The 17,838-nt window shown below is 62.8% G+C and carries 11 protein-coding genes; all 11 read left to right on the forward strand.

The window, feature by feature from the left end; genetic code table 11:
• Positions 1-114: 114 nt before the first annotated feature.
• The 11 genes from thrS (at position 115) to infB (ending at position 17,820) form a co-directional block, all read left to right on the forward strand.
• Entirely contained in the window at positions 115-1,875 is a 1,761-nt protein-coding gene (thrS, locus tag HGEM_RS04585; RefSeq protein ID WP_019128236.1) for a threonine--tRNA ligase, read from the forward strand.
• A 144-nt stretch (positions 1,876-2,019) separates the two neighbouring features.
• Positions 2,020-3,213, forward strand: a complete 1,194-nt coding sequence (locus HGEM_RS04590; protein ID WP_035100690.1) for a PLP-dependent transferase — start codon at positions 2,020-2,022, stop codon at positions 3,211-3,213.
• 69 nt (positions 3,214-3,282) lie between these two features.
• Complete coding sequence (locus tag HGEM_RS04595) at positions 3,283-3,858, forward strand: manganese efflux pump MntP (protein ID WP_019128238.1); 576 nt, start codon at positions 3,283-3,285, stop codon at positions 3,856-3,858.
• A gap of 556 nt (positions 3,859-4,414) precedes the next feature.
• Positions 4,415-5,521: a hypothetical protein gene (locus HGEM_RS09715; protein ID WP_019128239.1), complete on the forward strand. Its 1,107-nt coding sequence runs from the start codon at positions 4,415-4,417 to the stop codon at positions 5,519-5,521.
• A gap of 210 nt (positions 5,522-5,731) precedes the next feature.
• Positions 5,732-7,246 carry an IMP dehydrogenase gene (locus tag HGEM_RS04605; protein WP_019128240.1) on the forward strand — a complete coding sequence of 505 codons (1,515 nt, stop codon included), beginning with the start codon at positions 5,732-5,734 and terminating at the stop codon, positions 7,244-7,246.
• 290 nt (positions 7,247-7,536) lie between these two features.
• Positions 7,537-8,355: a YARHG domain-containing protein gene (locus tag HGEM_RS04610; RefSeq protein WP_019128241.1), complete on the forward strand. Its 819-nt coding sequence runs from the start codon at positions 7,537-7,539 to the stop codon at positions 8,353-8,355.
• 358 nt (positions 8,356-8,713) lie between these two features.
• The gene (locus HGEM_RS04615) at positions 8,714-9,604 is read left to right on the forward strand and encodes a hypothetical protein (RefSeq protein ID WP_019128242.1); all 891 of its coding nucleotides are present in this window, start codon (positions 8,714-8,716) and stop codon (positions 9,602-9,604) included.
• Positions 9,605-10,154: 550 nt separating this feature from the next.
• Positions 10,155-12,740 (forward strand): leucine--tRNA ligase, encoded by a 2,586-nt coding sequence (gene leuS / locus HGEM_RS04620; protein ID WP_019128243.1) that lies wholly within the window; start codon positions 10,155-10,157, stop codon positions 12,738-12,740.
• 599 nt (positions 12,741-13,339) lie between these two features.
• The gene (locus HGEM_RS04625; RefSeq protein ID WP_019128244.1) at positions 13,340-13,831 is read left to right on the forward strand and encodes a ribosome maturation factor RimP; all 492 of its coding nucleotides are present in this window, start codon (positions 13,340-13,342) and stop codon (positions 13,829-13,831) included.
• 3 nt (positions 13,832-13,834) lie between these two features.
• Positions 13,835-15,073, forward strand: a complete 1,239-nt coding sequence (gene nusA / locus HGEM_RS04630) for a transcription termination factor NusA (RefSeq protein ID WP_019128245.1) — start codon at positions 13,835-13,837, stop codon at positions 15,071-15,073.
• 80 nt (positions 15,074-15,153) lie between these two features.
• Complete coding sequence (gene infB / locus HGEM_RS04635; RefSeq protein WP_081580809.1) at positions 15,154-17,820, forward strand: translation initiation factor IF-2; 2,667 nt, start codon at positions 15,154-15,156, stop codon at positions 17,818-17,820.
• Positions 17,821-17,838 lie beyond the last annotated feature (18 nt).

Consider the following 17,838-nt stretch of genomic DNA (forward strand, 5'->3'; position numbering starts at 1 on the left):
GACAGGCGCCGCATATCGCTCGCAGCCGCCTTCGGGTCGGTGCGAGCGTTTTTGTATTCACACGAGTAGCCCGCCTGATATGGTTGCTACGTAACGCAAAGGAAGAGGTTTCCTATGAAGGTTCTCTATAACGACGGCCACGTGGATGAGTGCCCGGCAGACGAGGTCACGCACGTCGTGCGCCACAGCGCCGCGCATATCATGGCGCAGGCCATCAAGCGCTTGTACCCCGAAGCCGACTTCGCCTACGGTCCCGCTACCGAAGGCGGTTTCTACTACGATGTCGATCTGGGCGACAAGACCCTTTCCGAGGACGATCTGCCCGCCATCGAGGACGAGATGCGTCGCATCGTGAAGGAGAATCTGAAGTTCTCCGTGTTCGAGCTGCCGCGCGAAGAAGCCATCGCCCTCATGGAGGAGCGGGGCGAGAAGTACAAGGTCGAGCACATCGGCGACCTGCCCGAAGAAGCCCGCATCACCTTCTACCAGCAGGGTGACTACATCGACATGTGCGTGGGCCCGCACCTTACCTACACCAAGGGGCTCAAGGCCTTCAAGCTCACGGGCGTATCGGGTGCTTACTGGAAGGCCGATAGCTCGAACAAGATGCTCACCCGTGTGAACGGTACCGCGTTCGCCACGAAGGACGAGCTCGAGCAGCATCTCAAGATGCTCGAGGAGGCCAAGCGCCGCGACCACCGCAAGATCGGCCGCGAGATGGACCTCTTCATGATGCGCGATGAGGCCCCCGGTTTCCCGTTCTTCCTGCCCAACGGCATGATCCTCAAGAACGAGCTCTTGAACTACTGGCGCGAGATCCACCGCAAGGCCGGTTACGTTGAGATTTCCACGCCGCAGATTATGAGCAAGCATCTGTGGGAGACCTCGGGCCACTGGGACCACTACAAGGACAACATGTACTCCACCATCATCGATGACGAGGAGTACTGCATTAAGCCCATGAACTGCCCGGGCGGCGTGCTCGTGTACAAGAGCCGTCCGCATAGCTATCGCGAGCTGCCCATTCGCGCCGGCGAGATCGGCCTCGTGCACCGTCACGAGATGAGGGGCGCGCTGCACGGCCTCTTCCGCGTGCGCTGCTTCAACCAGGACGACGCGCACCTGTTTGTGACGCCGGAGCAGCTCACCGACGAGATCGTGGGCGTGGTGAACCTCATCGACTCCGTGTACCAGAAGTTCGGCTTCACCTATCACCTCGAGCTTTCCACCCGTCCCGAGGATTCCATGGGCTCCGACGAGGATTGGGAGCGCGCCGAGGCTGGCCTCAAGGAGGCACTCGAGCGCCTGGGCAAGGACTATGTGATCAACGAGGGCGACGGCGCCTTCTATGGTCCCAAGATCGACTTCCACCTGGAGGACTGCCTGGGCCGTACCTGGCAGTGCGGCACCGTGCAGCTCGACTTCCAGATGCCGCAGAACTTCGATTTGGAGTACGTGGACGCCGACGGCTCCAAGAAGCGCCCCATCATGCTGCACCGCGTGTGCTTCGGCTCCATCGAGCGCTTCATCGGCATCCTCATCGAGCACTTCGAGGGCAAGTTCCCCACGTGGCTCGCGCCCTGCCAGGTCAAGGTGCTGCCCGTGTCCGAGAAGAGCCGCGACTACGCGCGCGGCGTGACCGAGCAGCTTGAGGCGGCTGGCATCCGTGCGGTGCTCGATGAGCGCGACGAGAAGATCGGCTACAAGATTCGCGAGGCGCGCAACATCGACCGTCCGCCGTACATGCTCATCATCGGCGAGCAGGAGGTCGAGGCCGGTAACATCTCGGTGCGCGATCGCTCCAACGAGACGCATGCCGAAGAGCTTGCGGCTTTCATCGAGCGCGTGCGCGCGGAGATCGACGAGCGTCGCTAGGCGGAGCGTCGGCAGAGGGGTTTTCTTCGGTCGAAGCGGGTTGCAACGATTTGTTGCAACCCGCTTTTTCCATTGAGCTTTTACCGAGATGGGTGGGCCGATATCGGTATACTGTTGAAGATTAGTTGCCAGCGAGGGGGTTCCGTGAATAGTAGACCAGCATATTCCCAGGTTGCCGCCGCTTATGCGCAAGCTGCAGGTGCGCGTGCTACCTGGCTGGTGCGTGCTCGCAACGCCTTCGAGGTCATTGCCAGGACGGGCATGGTCGGTGCACACGATCGCCTTGTGGTCTATGGAGATACGGTGCTGGACCGCTGCCTGGACGTCCATCCGTGGCAGAACGTTTCGGTTGTAGAAGAGCTCACCTGCGATGCCTTCGTGCAGGCGGGCTTCATGCCGCACGCCGAGGAGGTGGAGCGCGCGCGGCTCGTGCCTGAGGGCTCTCCCGCCTCGTATGCTCATCCTGCGGGAATGGCTGCCGATCGCCTGTTCTGGCTCGTCCCTTCGGTGGGGGGTCCGCAGCTTCGCACGGCCGACCTCCGCGCCTTCTCTCGTGCGGCGCAGGAGGCCGGCGCGCTTCTCATCGTGGACAATACGCTCATGACGGTCTACGGGTGCCATCCGTTGATGCAGGGTGCGCATATCTGCATCGAGAATCTCGATGCTATGGTTGACGCGCCGCTCGAGGAGCCTGTTGTCGCCGTTTCGGTGGCCCGCTCCCTTGCCCGCCGCGGTCGCCGCCACCTCGCCGATCCACGTGCCGAGGATGCACATCGCCTGCTCTCGTTCGGATTTGGATCCCCTGATGCCGTGGAGCCCCAGAGTGCTCCGGCGGGGGAGGACCTCGCCGCCATCGATGCCGCTCTCGATTCGCTCGCTGCCCGTATGCAGCCCCGTTTCGACGGTGCGAACGCGATCGCCTCATATCTTTCCTGCCATGCCGCTGTTGGTTGCGTGCGCTATCCCGCGCTCGCAACGCACCCCGATCGCCTGCTCGCGCCTACGGTCCTCGAGCATGGCTTCGGTCCTGTGGTGTCGTTTTGTTTGAGGGGTGCTCCTGCTGAGAGCATGCGGGCGCGGGCGACGCGCTTCGCTGCCCTGTTCGAGGAAGCGCACGTCGCATCTGCCGAGTCTTTCGCGGCTGCTTCCACAGGAGAATCCGTGGTGTCCGACGCGCCGGCATCGGCCTTTGGTAAGACGCGCCGGACGCGCATCGTGCCCACAGCCGATTCCAAGACCTGCTGCCTCAGGCTCTATATGGGTGCCGAGCACCCGCTTTCTATCGTGGACAGCCTGGACCAGGCGCTTCGTCTTTTCTGCAACCCTCCCGAGCCCTAAGGGCGCGCGGTTCTGGCCGCTTCTCGTCTCGCCATATAACCTGCTTATCCATACATCGGGGAGGGTGTCATGGATCCCCTGTTTTCCACCGCCGACCTTGTTCAGGCGGTCGTTCTGGGTGTTGCGCTCGCTATGGACGCCATGGCGGTGACGCTGTCCAATTCGCTTTGCGAACCGGATATGCCTGCGTCCAAGAAGCTCGCGATGCCCGTCATGTTCGCTCTATTCCAGATGGCCATGCCCATCGCGGGCTTTTTCGGCGGCACACTCGTGGCGCCGCTCATCGAGGCGTATGCTGGCATCGTATCGCTCGTCATCCTTGCGTTCGTGGGCGGGAAGATGGTTTGGGAGGCGGTGCGCGAGCTTCATGAGCCCGAGCAATGCCCTGCCACGCGGCTTACGTATGGCACGATCTTCTTCGAGGCCATCGCGACCTCGATCGACGCCTTCATCGTTGGCGTCTCGCTTGCGGCTGCTGGCGCGAACATCGTGCTCTACGGCGCCGCCATCGGCGTGACGACGCTTTTGTGCTGCCTCATCGTGCTCGCCATAGGCAGGCGCCTCGGCGCGCATTTCGGACCCAAGGCAGAGATTGCCGGCGGTATCGTGCTCATCATCATCGGCCTCAGGGCGTTTTTATCATAAGCGGGGTGCGCTGCGGCCTGGAGCGAAGGCGTGCTGGGCGACAAGCGCGTGTTGCATGAGCACTTTTAATGCATGAGCGTCCTTATAGCGCAGTCGTCCTTATTGCGCGTGCTCTTATTGCGCAGGAGCCCATATTGCGCGTGCTCCCATATAGCGCAGGAGCCCCCAATCCTGTCCTACGGGCCTTCCGTTCGGATATTTCGGTCGCGGTGCTGCGCCATCATTCGCTGCGGGTTCATTTTCTTGTCGAGTGCACCGCACAAACTTGCTGAAATTCGGCAATCTCGGAACTTCAGCAAGTTTGTGCGGTGCACTCGACACGTTTGTGAACCCTTGGCATGGTCCAGGCCTCTGCCTTGGCGTCCATTGACATGCCTCGCCCTTGCCCGTGGGCGCATCGTAACCTATGTTCTTCGGGGTGCGGCAAAGTGCGCGCATAGCGCGTGTTGCGTCGTGCTGCGAGAGCGGTAGTATGTGAGAACGTCCTACCGATGCAGTTCCGCATCATAGGCGGGGAGCACATCAGCCGTGCGGGCGGATGACCGAAGGTGGGGATATGATGGCAAAGGGTGGCGAGATACTCGGTTGCCAAGGGCAATCTGCGATCATCATCGGGGGAGCTACGGCGCTGGAGCTCATACGGCGCGAAGACCTGGCTCCGCTCATTGCTTATTCTGAACGGGTGCCGGCGCGAGCGCTCGCTTGCAAGATCGTAGCTCCGACACAACGGCAGGCAGCGCGCCTACTGGATGCGTTCGAATGCTCCGCGCCTTTGCACTGCGTTGTTGAGGACACGGGCGACCGCCGGCGCGGTGCGGTGCGCTGCCAGATTCTTCGGCCCGTGCGTCAGGGCGATGTGATTATGCTCGATCGGGGGTTGTATCTCCTTTCACCCGAGCTGCTGTATCTTCAGCTTTCCCGGGGGATGGACGTCGCCCAGCTCTGGATGCTCGCATCGGAGCTCACCGCGCGCTACGGCCTCGACACCAGGGCTGAGGTTTCCCGTCAACACATTCATCGTGCCTCGGCGGCTCACTCGAAACGGTTCGAGGAGGCTGATTGCTCGCTTTCCGTGTCCGAGCAAGCTGACGGGGATTCGAATTCGCTCTTCGAGCGTGCGCCGCTGACTACGCCCGAGGCGCTGCGGACCGTGGTTGAGAGCGCCGGGCATGGACCGAGGTCGCTGTCGCACCGTGTGGCCTCGCTCGTGCTCGGTGGCGCGCGTTCGCCCAAGGAAGCGCAGCTCGCGGCACTCCTCGCACTGCCCCGTCGCCTCGGCGGACGTGGTATCAGCGGTATGGAGCTCAATCATGTCTTTGAGCTGCCTCGGCAGGCTCAGGTGATCGCTGGTCGCCGCGCGGTCGAGGGTGATTTGTATATCCCCGGCATCCGTCGGAACATCGAGTACGATAGCGAGCAGCATCACTCCGATAGCGAACAGCGCGATCGCGACATTCGCAAGGCGAATGCCCTGCGTGCCATTGGCGTGGACGTGCGCACCGTGACGAGAACCCAGCTGTATACCTGGAACGTGTTCAACGCGCTCGCCGATTCGCTTGCTCGGGGGACCGTGGACCGCGCCCGCCCCGTTACCGCGTCTCTCAAAACGCTCCAATATGAGCTTTGGCATAACCTGCTCGTTCGAGACGAAGAGCGAGACTGAAGAACGGGTTAGATGGGGATCGTCTCACAGTGCCAGCTTGCATCTTTGTTGATTCGGTTCTGCCTCGGGCGCGCCGGGGACGGGGAGGGTGCATACGCTACAATGGACGCCGAATCGCTCAGCCAGGCGGTTCGAAGCGAAGACGTGCGGCAGGACGCGGCGCCGCTGAGCCCGCGGACGGATCGCACCCAACCACAAGGAGGAGTATCCATGGCCATGTTTTTCCCCGGTGAGTCCCATACGTTCTCTGAGTACCTGCTGGTGCCCGGATACTCGTCTTCCGAGTGCGTTCCCGCAAACGTATCGCTCAAGACCCCGCTCGTGCGCTTCAAGCGCGGCGAGGAGCCCTCGATTTCTCTTAACGTCCCGATGGTTTCCGCCATCATGCAGTCCGTTTCGGGCGAGCAGATGGGCATCGCGCTCGCTACTGAGGGCGGCATGTCCTTCATCTACGGTTCGCAGACGCCCGAGCAGGAAGCCGCGATGGTCAAGGCCGTGAAGGACCACAAGGCCGGGTTCGTGGTCTCCGACTCCACCCTCACGCCCGAAATGACGATGCAGGAGGTCATGGATCTCAAGGAGAAGACCGGCCACTCCACCATGCCCGTCACGGAGGACGGCACGCCGCATGGCAAGCTGCTCGGCATCGTGACCAGCCGCGACTACCGTCCGAGCCGCGATGATCCGTCGTCCAAGGTCGCTACGTTCATGACTCCGCGCGAGCAGCTCATCGTGGGCGACAAGGACATCACCCTCAAGAAGGCGAACGACGTCATTTGGGACAAGAAGCTCAACGCCCTGCCTGTCGTTGACGAGAACGATTGCCTGCTCGGTATCGTGTTCCGCAAGGACTACGACTCCCATAAGACCAACCCCAACGAGATGCTCGATGCCAACAAGCGCTACATGGTGGGCGCGGGCATTAACACGCGTGACTACGAGAGGCGCGTGCCGCTGCTCATCGAGGCCGGCGCCGATGCCCTCTGCATCGACTCCTCCGAGGGCTTCAGCGAGTGGCAGAAGCGCACCATCGCGTGGATTCGCGAGAACTACGGCGAGGACGTCAAGGTGGGTGCTGGCAACGTGGTCGATGCCGAGGGCTTCCGCTTCCTGGCCGATTGTGGTGCGGACTTCATCAAGGTCGGCATCGGCGGCGGCTCCATCTGCATCACGCGCGAGACCAAGGGCATCGGTCGTGGTCAGGCCACGGCGCTTATCGATGTGTGCCGCGCCCGCGATGAGTACTTCGAGGAGACCGGTATCTATGTGCCCGTGTGCTCCGACGGCGGTATCGTCTACGACTACCACATGACGCTTGCGCTCGCCATGGGCGCCGACTTCCTCATGCTGGGCCGCTACTTCGCGCGCTTCGATGAGAGCCCCACGGCTCGCGTGAACGTGAACGGCCAGTACATGAAGGAGTACTGGGGCGAGGGTTCCGCCCGTGCTCGCAACTGGCAGCGTTATGACCTCGGTGGCGCGGCTAAGCTCGCCTTCGAGGAGGGCGTCGACTCCTACGTGCCCTATGCCGGCTCGCTCAAGGATGGCGTGAACTCCACGCTGTACAAGATCAAGTCCACGATGTGCAACTGCGGCGCGCTCACGATTAAGGAGCTGCAGGAGAAGGCGAGGCTCACGCTCGTTTCGGCCACTTCGATCGTTGAGGGCGGCGCCCACGACGTCGTGGTGAAGGACCGCAACCATCAGATGGTGAGCTATCAGTAAGGAGAGCTCTAAGCTGAGGCCAGGGCCCCGCAGCTGAGACGCTGCTGCGGCAGGACGACATAGTTCCCGATGTACATGACAGGCGGTTTCCGTGTATGCGGGCCGCCTGTCTTCGTCTCGCTCAAATGCTTGTCGCCGTCCATTCTTGTGCGGCGGATCTGCCTTCGTAGGCCCTCGATGGGTTTTCGGGGCGATCGATTACCTGATGTGTCCTGGGCATCGATTACTGCTTGCCTGCTCCGTCTGCACTTCCTCGGCTTGGTTTATCATGGGCTTGAGGAGCTGATGGTATGTTTTGCACGAATTGTGGCGCTGCCCTTCCCGATGATGCGAAGTTCTGCACTTCATGCGGTGCCCCCGCACCGGTGTTGGGCGATGAAGAGGTGGCGGGCTCGGGAGAAGGTGCGCCGGTAGATGTTGATGTCTCCGCGCTGGACGAGCCTACGAAGCTGGAAGATGCTTCCGCGCCAAAGCGCAGGGGCATGCGTCCGGCTGCCGTTGCGGCGATAGCCATTGCCGTCGTGGCCGTGCTGGTAGGAGGAGGGGTGCTCACGTGGCACTTCTTCTTCAATGCTCCGGCGCGCGAGTCGACGATCGAGCGCGTCGATCTTGAGCAGCCCACGACGAAAGACGATGCGACGAGCGGCGACGCCGATGCGGAAGGTGACGCGCAAGCCGAAGGCACCGATGCAGAGGCTGACGATTCGATATCGACGGGCAACGGGGCCGACGCCGCTTCGGCTGACGGCACGGATTCCGGTTCCTCGCTAGGCGCATCCCCATCGGGCGGTGTCGATGAGCCCTCTTCCGATGCTTCCTCTTCCCAGGACTATATTTTGCCAAACAGCTCCACCGAGCTCATCTCCGAGCAAGATCTTGAGGGCCTTTCGGATTGGGAGCTCTACATCGCGCGGAACGAGATCTACGCGCGGCATGGGCGCGGCTTCAAGAATAAAGACCTCCAGGAGTATTTCGGCAGCAAGTCGTGGTACGTCGAGCGCTGTACCCCCGAAGAGTTCGACGCGAACCCCACGTTGAGCGATATTGAGCTGCAAAATGTCGAGACGATTCATAACGTCGAGAAAGCGCGCGGATCATCGCACGCATAGGGGGTTGTTCTTTGTTAATGGGGAAGGTTGGCGATGTTGCCGACTACCATGGGCGTATACATGGGTTGCCTCTCGTGAACGAGGAAGATCGTCCGGACGAGGGGTAGTTCTGATTTTTGCTCTCTGATCAGAGAAGCGCCACTCGCCCCGTTCCTAGTTGGTGCGTCAACGAATAGTTGCAGAGGCTGCGCGCTGCCGTGAGCGTCGCGGGCAGGAGGGCTGTCTCACGTGCGTTCTTTCCAGCCTGCGCCGCCTTTCCGCATCCTTGGCAGGGTTTAGCGTGTTTCTTGTGTGAGGAAACCGTATACTCGTGTTGCGCAACTACAGAGCTTGACCGCATCTTGGGGAGGGGGTACTGGTGGAGCGCGATATGTTGACGCTCGGCGACCCTGACCGCTCTTTGCAAGGCGACGACGGGGTGTCGCGTGTGGAAGGGGAGGACGGGGCCTCCTTTGCCGCTGAAGATGAACCGAATGCTCTTGGCCACGCCGTGCATGAGGCGAAAGACCACGAGGGTCCTGGTGAGGAGCCTCTCGAGGACGATGCCTGGGATGCAGATTTCTTTGAGGACGATGAGCGTACTGAGGATGATGTCCAAGAGGATGAAGGATTTCCTGCGGGCATAAGCCTTGCAGAAGACGATATCGAGGGCGACGAGGAGGAGCTTCCTGTCCGCGATGTCGAAGAAGACGGCGAACCGGATGGTTCAGGGGTGCGCGGCCGCGCTGCCCGTGCGGTTCAGCAAGCCCGGTCGTTGGTCATGGAACATCAGACGGCCTCGGCAATTATTGCGTTCGCGCTTGTATCGGTCTTTGTCATCGGAGCTTTGACCTTCGCGTTCACGCGTGTGTTCGCATATGATCGCGGGGTTCTGAGCGAGGAGAGGGAGGTTCCTGAGAACCTTCTGCCCGTTGAGCATGCCGAACTGCCGCATCTCGGCCTCCGCATCGATGGCATCTCAACGTCGGCTGCTCCGAATATCGTTGTGCACGTGCGGGTCGATGTGCTGCCGGAGGTGGGGTATCCACCGCTCGCCCCTGAGCAGTTCGCGCTGAGCGAGTCGACTGGTGAGGGCGAGGCGACAAGCGTGGCTCTCGCGAACTTCAGCTACGATCAGGGCACGGGGATGTGTACGTTCTCATACGCCACGCCCGTTGCCGATGCCGCTGCTCGGCGAACGCTTTCCGTCAAGCTTCTTCCCGAAAGCGGCTATCGGGGCGGTTGCTCGATAACCTATTCGTGTGCCTAGGAACTGATGATTTTTCTTCGAGCGATTGGGATTGCAGCTTTTGGGAACTTCGGGGCGGAGGGTCCGGGTAGCCGCGCCGCTGCCGGGAGGGCGCCGGCTCTCTGAACTGCGCCTTTCTCTCCATCCCGCTCGCCCGTACCCGCCCGCCGCACGAGGAAGTGCCCAAAAGTTGAAACCTCGACGGGACGGACGACTCCGGAGCCCCATAATCAGCGTCTCCCCAAGAAAACGTCGATCATTGCCCTTGGGCCTCCGCTGCTTCGTCCCATAGGCGGTAAGCGACGCTTCCCGAGCAGTAATTGCGAAATGAAACCCGCTCAGGACTGCCCTGGGCTGGGCTTCCGGCTCAACGCAAATCCGTTTCCGCACCGTGCCTCCTAGCGTTTCTGGGCATGGCGCGCATTTGTGCGGCCTACGTTTTTTGCTGTGCGCATTTGTGCGGCGTGCCTCTATGCTGCGCGCTTCCGCCCTTGGCAATCCGACCCTGTTATTCGCCTAGAGTGCTGCTAGAATGTTGAACGTTACCGACGTTCAACCACAGGGAGCGAGCATGTGCGACCACTGCACCCAAACGCATAACGAGATTCCGCCCTATGATGCCCATGCCATCGAGGCGAAATGGCAGAAGGCTTGGGAGGACGAGAACCTCTTCGCCGTGGACGAGGATCCGTCGAAGCCTAAGAAGTACGTACTGGAGATGTTCCCGTATCCGTCGGGCGACCTCCACATGGGCCATGCGCGTAACTACACCATCGGCGATGCCATGGCGCGGCAGGCGCGGATGCGCGGCTTCGATGTGCTGCATCCCATCGGGTTCGACGCCTTCGGCCTTCCTGCGGAGAACGCCGCTATCAAGCACAATACCCAGGCGGGGGAATGGACCTATAAGAACATGGACCAGGCGCTCGCCACGATGAAGCGCATGGGCTTCTCCTACGATATGGATCGCCTGGTGAAGACCTGCGACCCCGACTATTACAAGTGGGGTCAGTGGATTTTCGAGAAGCTTTGGGAGCGCGGGCTTGTCTACCGCAAGAAGAGCCCGGTCAACTGGTGCCCCGGCTGCAACACCGTGCTCGCGAACGAGCAGGTTACGGAAGGCCATTGCTGGCGTTGCGGATCGGTGCCCGAGAAGCGCGAGCTCGAACAGTGGTACTTCAAGATCACCGATTACGCTCAGGAGCTCTTGGATGACCTCGAGAAACTTCCCGGATGGCCCGAGCGCGTGAAGCAGATGCAGGCTAACTGGATCGGCCGCTCCGAGGGGGCCGAGGTCGATTTCACCCTTTGCGATGCGGACGGGCAGCCCATTCAGGGCGATGAGGGCAAGATCACCGTCTTCACCACCCGTGCCGACACGCTCTTCGGCTGCACGTTCTTCCTGCTCGCGCCTGAGTACAAGGGGCTCATGGAGCTCGTCGAGGGCACTGAATACGAGGCCGATGTGCGCGCGGTCGTTGCGGGTGCCGAGAAGGTTTCTGCCGTGGAGCGCGCTCAGGGCACGCTTGAGAAGCATGGCGCCTTCACCGGCCGCTACGTGGTGAACCCGGTTTCCGGCCAGAAGGTTCCCGTGTGGGTGGCCGATTACATCGTTTCCGACTACGGCACCGGCGCCGTCATGGCCGTTCCCTGCGGCGACCAGCGCGACTTCGAGTTCGCTCGCAAGTACGACCTGCCCATCGTCCCCATCATCCTCATGGACGATGAGCGCGAGGCGCTTGAGGAGGCCGGCGAGTCCATCGATACCTATCATGCCGAGACGGTCGATTGGGAGAGCGCGCACGCCGCCGAGGGCACGCTCGTGCAGTCTGGCAAATATACCGGCATGCGTGGCGGCAAGCACTCCGAGGGCGAGGCGGCGATCGTGGCCGACCTCGAGGCTGCCGGTACCGGCCGCCGTTCCGTGCAGTTCCGCTTGCGCGACTGGCTTATCAGCCGTCAGCGTTACTGGGGCAACCCCATTCCGGCCGTGCACTGCGAACATTGCGGCATCGTGCCCGTTCCCGAGGACCAGCTGCCGGTGAGGCTTCCGGCGAACCTCGATCTGGGCGCCGGCGAGACCCTTGCCGAGTGCAAGGAATTCTACGAGACGACCTGCCCTGTGTGCGGCCGTCCCGCTCGTCGCGAGACCGATACCATGGACACCTTTACCTGCTCCAGCTGGTACTACCTGCGCTACTGCGATCCGCATAACGAAAAGCTCCCCTTCTCCAAGGAGGCCGCAGACCGCTGGATGCCGGTCGATAACTACATCGGTGGCATCGAGCACGCCATCCTGCATCTGCTCTACAGCCGCTTCTTTACCAAGGCCCTGCGCGACCTTGGCATGCTCGATGTCGACGAGCCCTTCACCAACCTGCTCTGCCAGGGCATGGTCAAAGACGCCAACGGCGAGACCATGTCTAAGAGCAAGGGCAACGTCGTGCCGCCGTCGAGCGTCATCGATCCGTTTGGTGCAGACACCATGCGCCTGGCGATCCTCTTCATCGCTCCGCCCGAGAAGGACTTCGATTGGGATGAAGAGGCCGTGGCAGGCGCCAACCGCTTCATCAAGCGCGCGTGGCGCATCGTGTGGCAGCTCGCCAACGCCGGTGACGCCTCAGCAAGGCTCATCCCGGGGTCGCTCGATGCGGCTGCGAAGAAGCTCTATCGGGAACGCCATCGCACGCTCGCCAAGTGCACCGAGGACTTCGATCGCCAGCAGTTCAATACCGCGATCAGCGCCATCATGGAGCTCGTGAACGCTGCGAGCGCCTACCTCAACGCGACCGACGCCGCGCCCGAGGCGCGCGACGCCGCACTGTGCTGGCTTGTCGCGACGGATATCGTGAGCTCGCTCGCGCCGATCTGCCCGTTTTGGGCGGACGAGCTCTGGCATTCGGCGCTCGGCCACACCGAGAGCGTCTACACCGCGCCGTGGCCGGAGTTCGACATCGCCGAGGCCGCGACCGATACGGTCGAGATTGCCGTTCAGGTTCTTGGCAAGCTGCGCAGCCGCGTGGAGATTTCCGCGACGGCCACGCAAGACGAGATGCGCTCTGCCGCCGAGGAGGCTGCCGCCAAGTGGATTGACGGCAAGACGGTCGTGAAGGCGATCTGTGTCCCCGGTAAGCTGGTCAATTTGGTTGTCAAATAGGGCTGCGGCTTATTTAGCCATGCGATCTTGCCATTCAATGGGGGCGGGATGACCTTCGGGCTATCCCGCCCCCATTTCATGTCAACTTCGCACACCTGAATCGGCCTCGCCGACCTGATGGGGGTGCCTGCCTGCCGTTTACTCGTCGGTCGCCGCTGTAAGGTACCCCGTGTGCGGCGGTCTGCGGTTTCTTGGTTTCCCTTGCCAAGTGGCCCGCAATAGAATTGTCGAAAGAAATATCCAAAACTGTAGGCATCTTTCTACAATTCTTACGATAATTTTTCAAAAGGGTGACGATCGCGAGCAAGAGGCTGTGTGGCAGCTTCCCCTGGCACCAATGTCGCCCGACTGCCGCCCGACTGCCGCCCGACTGCCACATCTGGCTTCTCCGCGGCCGCTCGAGGCGTTTCCGCCGTCGCCTGACCGTTCGCCGACAGGGATTGTGTGATATTTGAGGAGGAAATGGCGGGCACGGGCACCCTCGAATGACCTCAACAGCCTATCTGACCTGCATGTGCTATCCTTGAGCACGGTAATCAGTCTGCATGAGAAAGGAGTGGGGCTTCGGCCTCGCTTCTTTTTTATTGAGGAGGTGTCGCATGGTCAAGAGCAAGCAGGAGCAGCTCATCATCGACGAGCTCGAGAAGCTCGCGCCCGAGCACGGCGTCGACATCGTTGACGTGGAGCTCGCCGGTGCCACCAAGGCCCCGTGCGTGCGTGTTCGCATCGAGGGGGCCGAGGGGGAAGCGCTCTCGCTCGACGAGGTAACCGCGCATACAGCGTGGGTGAGCGAGGTCGTTGAGGCGATCGACCCCGTATCGGGCTCCTACACGCTCGAGGTCTCCACGCCCGGCATCGATCGCCCGCTTCGCCGTCCGAACGACTTCCAGCGTTTCGTCGGCGAGCGTTGCGAGCTCACCACCACTGCGACCGAGGGGCGTCGCCGTTTCAAGGGTGCGATCATGACGGCCGACGAAGACGCCGTCACGCTCGAGCTCGAGGGCGAGGAACCCGTTCGCATCCTCTATACCGATGTAAAGAAGTGCACGCTGAAGCCGGTCATCGACTTCGGCCGGAAGGAAGGGAAATAAACCATGGCATCCCAGATGATGGAGGCATTGGCAGAGCTCTGCCAGGAGAAGCATATCGACCAGGGCGCGCTCATCAACGAGCTCGAGCATTCGCTCGCCGATAGCTACGCTACGGTCCTGCACCTTCCGTTCGGCGCCGAGGTCACGATCGACCGCGCTACGGGCAAGGTCTATGTGTACGAGCGCGTTCCCGTCGAGGAATCCTACGACGAGGAGACCGACGAGTACACCGAGTACACCAAGAAGAACGTGACTCCCAAAGATACGAGCCGCATCGCCGCCCAGCACGCCAAGGCGGCCATCAACGCGCTTGTGCGCAAGAGCGCGCGCGAGCAGATCTTCGAGGAGTTCAGCGATCGCATCGGCGACATCATCACCGGTACGGTGCTGCAGTCCACACCCGATTTCACCATCGTGAAGATCCGCGACGGCGTTGAAGCCGAGCTCCCGCACTTCGACCTGCGCCGGCACGAGGGCGAGCGCAACGAGCGCCCGCTCGGCGAGCGCTACTCGCATAACCAGCGCATCCGCGCCGTGATCATCGACGTGCGCGACCCCAACTCCACCGAGCCCCCCGTGCGCGGCGAGCATTCGCGCCCGCCGATCGTGGTGAGCCGAACCCATCCCGCGCTCATCAGGCGACTCTTCGAGCTCGAGGTTCCCGAGATCTACGAGGGCACGGTCGAGATCAAGTCCATCGCACGTGAGCCCGGCCAGCGCTCCAAAGTCGCCGTTCGCTCGCTCGACGATCGCCTCGACCCCGTGGGCGCCTGCGTGGGCCCCAAGGGAAGCCGTGTGCGCACGGTCGTCTCGGAGCTTCGCGGCGAGCGCGTCGACGTCATCCTGTGGGATGAGGATCCCGGCCGCTACGTTGCCAACGCCCTCTCGCCCGCGAAGGTGAATCGCGTGCTCATCGACGAGGAGAAGCGCTATGCAGGCGTCATCGTGCCCGATGACCAGCTTTCGCTCGCCATCGGCAAGGAGGGCCAGAACGCCCGCCTGGCCGCGCGCCTTACGGGCTGGCACATCGACATCAAGAACGAGACGCTCGCCCAGGACATCCTGAGCCATGTGAACGTGCCCGCTCCCGCGGATGACGACCTCATCGATGACGACGAGCCGGGGCGCTGCGCCTACGTGAGCGAGGACGGCGTGCGCTGCCGCAACCAGGCGCGTCCGGGCTCGCGGTTCTGCGGCGTGCATGAGTCCGATGCCATCGCGACTGCGGAGGACCTCATCTAGCGGGTCGGGGGCGACCCGCCCCACCCATTCGACCCGTTGGAAGCTGTGGCGCGCGAGCGCCGGGAGGTAGGTGAAGGCAAATGGCGAAAACCCGTGTTTCAAGCCTTGCCAAGGAATTTGGAATGACGTCGAAGGAACTCATCGGGTATCTCGATGACATGAAGATCACCGGCAAGACCCCGTCTTCGTCGCTCGAGGACGTGTTCGTCCAGATGGTGCGCAAGAAGCTCGCGCCTGTGCTGGAGGAGCGCGCCGCCGAGCTCGAGGAGAAGCGTCGTGCCGAGGAGGAGGCCGCCGCTGCCGAGGAGGCCGAGCGCGCCCGCGAGGAGGAGGCCGAGCGCCTGGCCGCCGAAGCACGCCGCGAGGAGGAGCGCCGTCAGGCCGCCGCTGCCGCCGCTGCCGAGGAGGCCGCGCGCGCCGCGGCTGCAGAGGCTGCGCGCTTGGAGCGCGAGCGCAAGAAGCAGGAAGAGCTCGAGGCGAAGCGCCGTGCGGTGCCGGCCTCGGATTCCGGCTCGCGCATGCGCTCGCTTCTCGACCAGATCGCTGAGCAGGAGACCGTGCTCGAGGAGCGTAAGAAGGCAGAGGCTGCCAAGCAGGGAGACGAAGCCGCCAACGGGCGTGGTCGCAGGGGTGGCAGGCAGGCCGCCCGCCGCGACGACAACCGCCCAGCGCCCACGCACCCCCGTCGTTCCTCGCATGCCCCGTCGGTGCCCGCCGGCATGGATGTTCCGGCGCCTGAAAAGGCCGGCAAGGGCCGTAAGGGCCGCAAGGGTTCTGCGCAGCATACCGAAGAGGACCGCTACACGCGCATGGCCCGCGAGGCCGAGGAGTACAGCCGCGAGAAGGTTCTCGAGGAGGCCCGTGCCGCCGTCGAGGAGGCGAGCCGCGAGTCCACCGGCCGCCGCAAGAAGCGCAAGGAGAAGCGCCAGCGTGAGGCGGAGGAGAAGCGCCAGGAGCAGAAGATAGAGGAAGCCAAGGCTCAGGGCATCTCTGTCGAGGAGCTCGACGCCGTGCGCGTCTCCGAGGGCGTGACCGTGGCCGAGCTCGCCGAGGCACTCGACGTGCCGGCGAACGACATCATCAAGCGCCTGTTCCTCCTGGGCACCCCGCTCACCATGACGCAGTCCATGTCCAACGAGCTCGTTGAACTCGTTGCCGACGACCTCGGCCGCCAGATCAAGATCATCAGCCCCGAGGAGGAGAGCTCCTTCACGTTCTACGACGATCCGGCAGACCTCAAGCCGCGCCCGCCCGTGGTTACCGTCATGGGCCACGTCGACCACGGCAAGACGTCGCTTCTCGACGCCATCCGCCATACCGGTATCGCCGCGCACGAAGCGGGCGGCATCACCCAGCACATCGGTGCGTCTCAGGTCGAGATTAACGGCCGTCAGATCACCTTCGTCGACACCCCGGGCCACGAGGCGTTCACCGCCATGCGCGCCCGCGGCGCCAAGATCACCGACGTCGTCGTGCTCGTTGTTGCCGCCGACGACGGCGTCATGCCCCAGACCATCGAGGCGATCAACCACTCGAAGGCCGCCGGCGTGCCCATCGTGGTCGCGGTCAACAAGTGCGATAAGCCCGAGGCCAACCCCGACCGCGTGCGTCAGGAGCTCGTCGAGCACGGCGTCATCCCCGAGGAGTGGGGCGGCGAGAACATGTTCGTGAACGTTTCGGCTCGGTCGCGCCAGGGTATCGACGATCTGCTCGAGACAATTCTTCTCCAGGCCGACGTGCTCGAGCTCAAGGCGAACCCGGATACGTTCGCTTCCGGATACATCATCGAGGCCAAGCTCGACCGCGGCCGCGGTCCGGTGGCGACGGTGCTCGTCAACCGCGGCACGCTGCACGTGGGCGACGCCCTCGTTGCCGGCACGAGCTTCGGCCGCGTGCGCGCCATGCTCGACCAGCACGGCAATCATCAGGATGCCGCCGGTCCGTCTGACGCCGTCGAGATCTTGGGCCTCGACTCCGTCCCCACCGCGGGCGACGAGTTCCGCGTGTTCGAGGACGATCGCGATGCCAAGAAGCTTGCCGACGAGCGTGCCCTGAAGGCCCGCATCGAGGAGCAGAACAAGGTCAAGCACGTGACACTCGAGACGCTCTTCGACGAGATGAGCGAGAACGAGCTCAAGGAGCTCAACCTCGTGGTCAAGGCAGACGTGCAGGGATCGATCGAGGCACTTGCGGATTCGCTTGCCAAGATGGACCAGTCCGAGGTGCGCATCAACATCATCCACTCTGCGGTGGGTGCCATCTCCGAGACCGACGTCATCCTCGCAGCCGCGTCGAACGCGATCATCGTCGGCTTTGGCGTGCGCCCGCAGGCCAAGGCCCGCGATCTCGCCGAGCGCGAGAACGTGCAGATCAAGACGTACTCGATCATCTACAAGGCGATCGAGGACATCGATGCCGCGCGCATCGGTATGCTCAAGCCAACGGAGGAGGAGATCCAGACCGGTATCGCCGAGGTTCGCGAGCTGTTCCGCGTTCCCAAGGTTGGCGTGGTTGCCGGCTGCATGGTCACTGAGGGCGAGATTGAGCGTTCCGACAAGGTCCGCGTCGTCCGCGACGGCGTCGTGGTCTTCGACGGCGTCTTCGCGTCGATGCGCCGCTTCAAGGACGACGTCAAGAGCGTCAAGAGCGGTTATGAGTGCGGTCTCGGCATCGAGCGCTTCCAGGACGTCCATGTTGGCGATCAGCTCGAGGCCTATAAGATCGTCGAGGTTGCACGTACCGAGTAGCCTTGGTTGAGGGGAGGC

The organism is Enorma massiliensis phI, from assembly GCF_000311845.1.
GTDB lineage: Bacteria > Actinomycetota > Coriobacteriia > Coriobacteriales > Coriobacteriaceae > Enorma > Enorma massiliensis.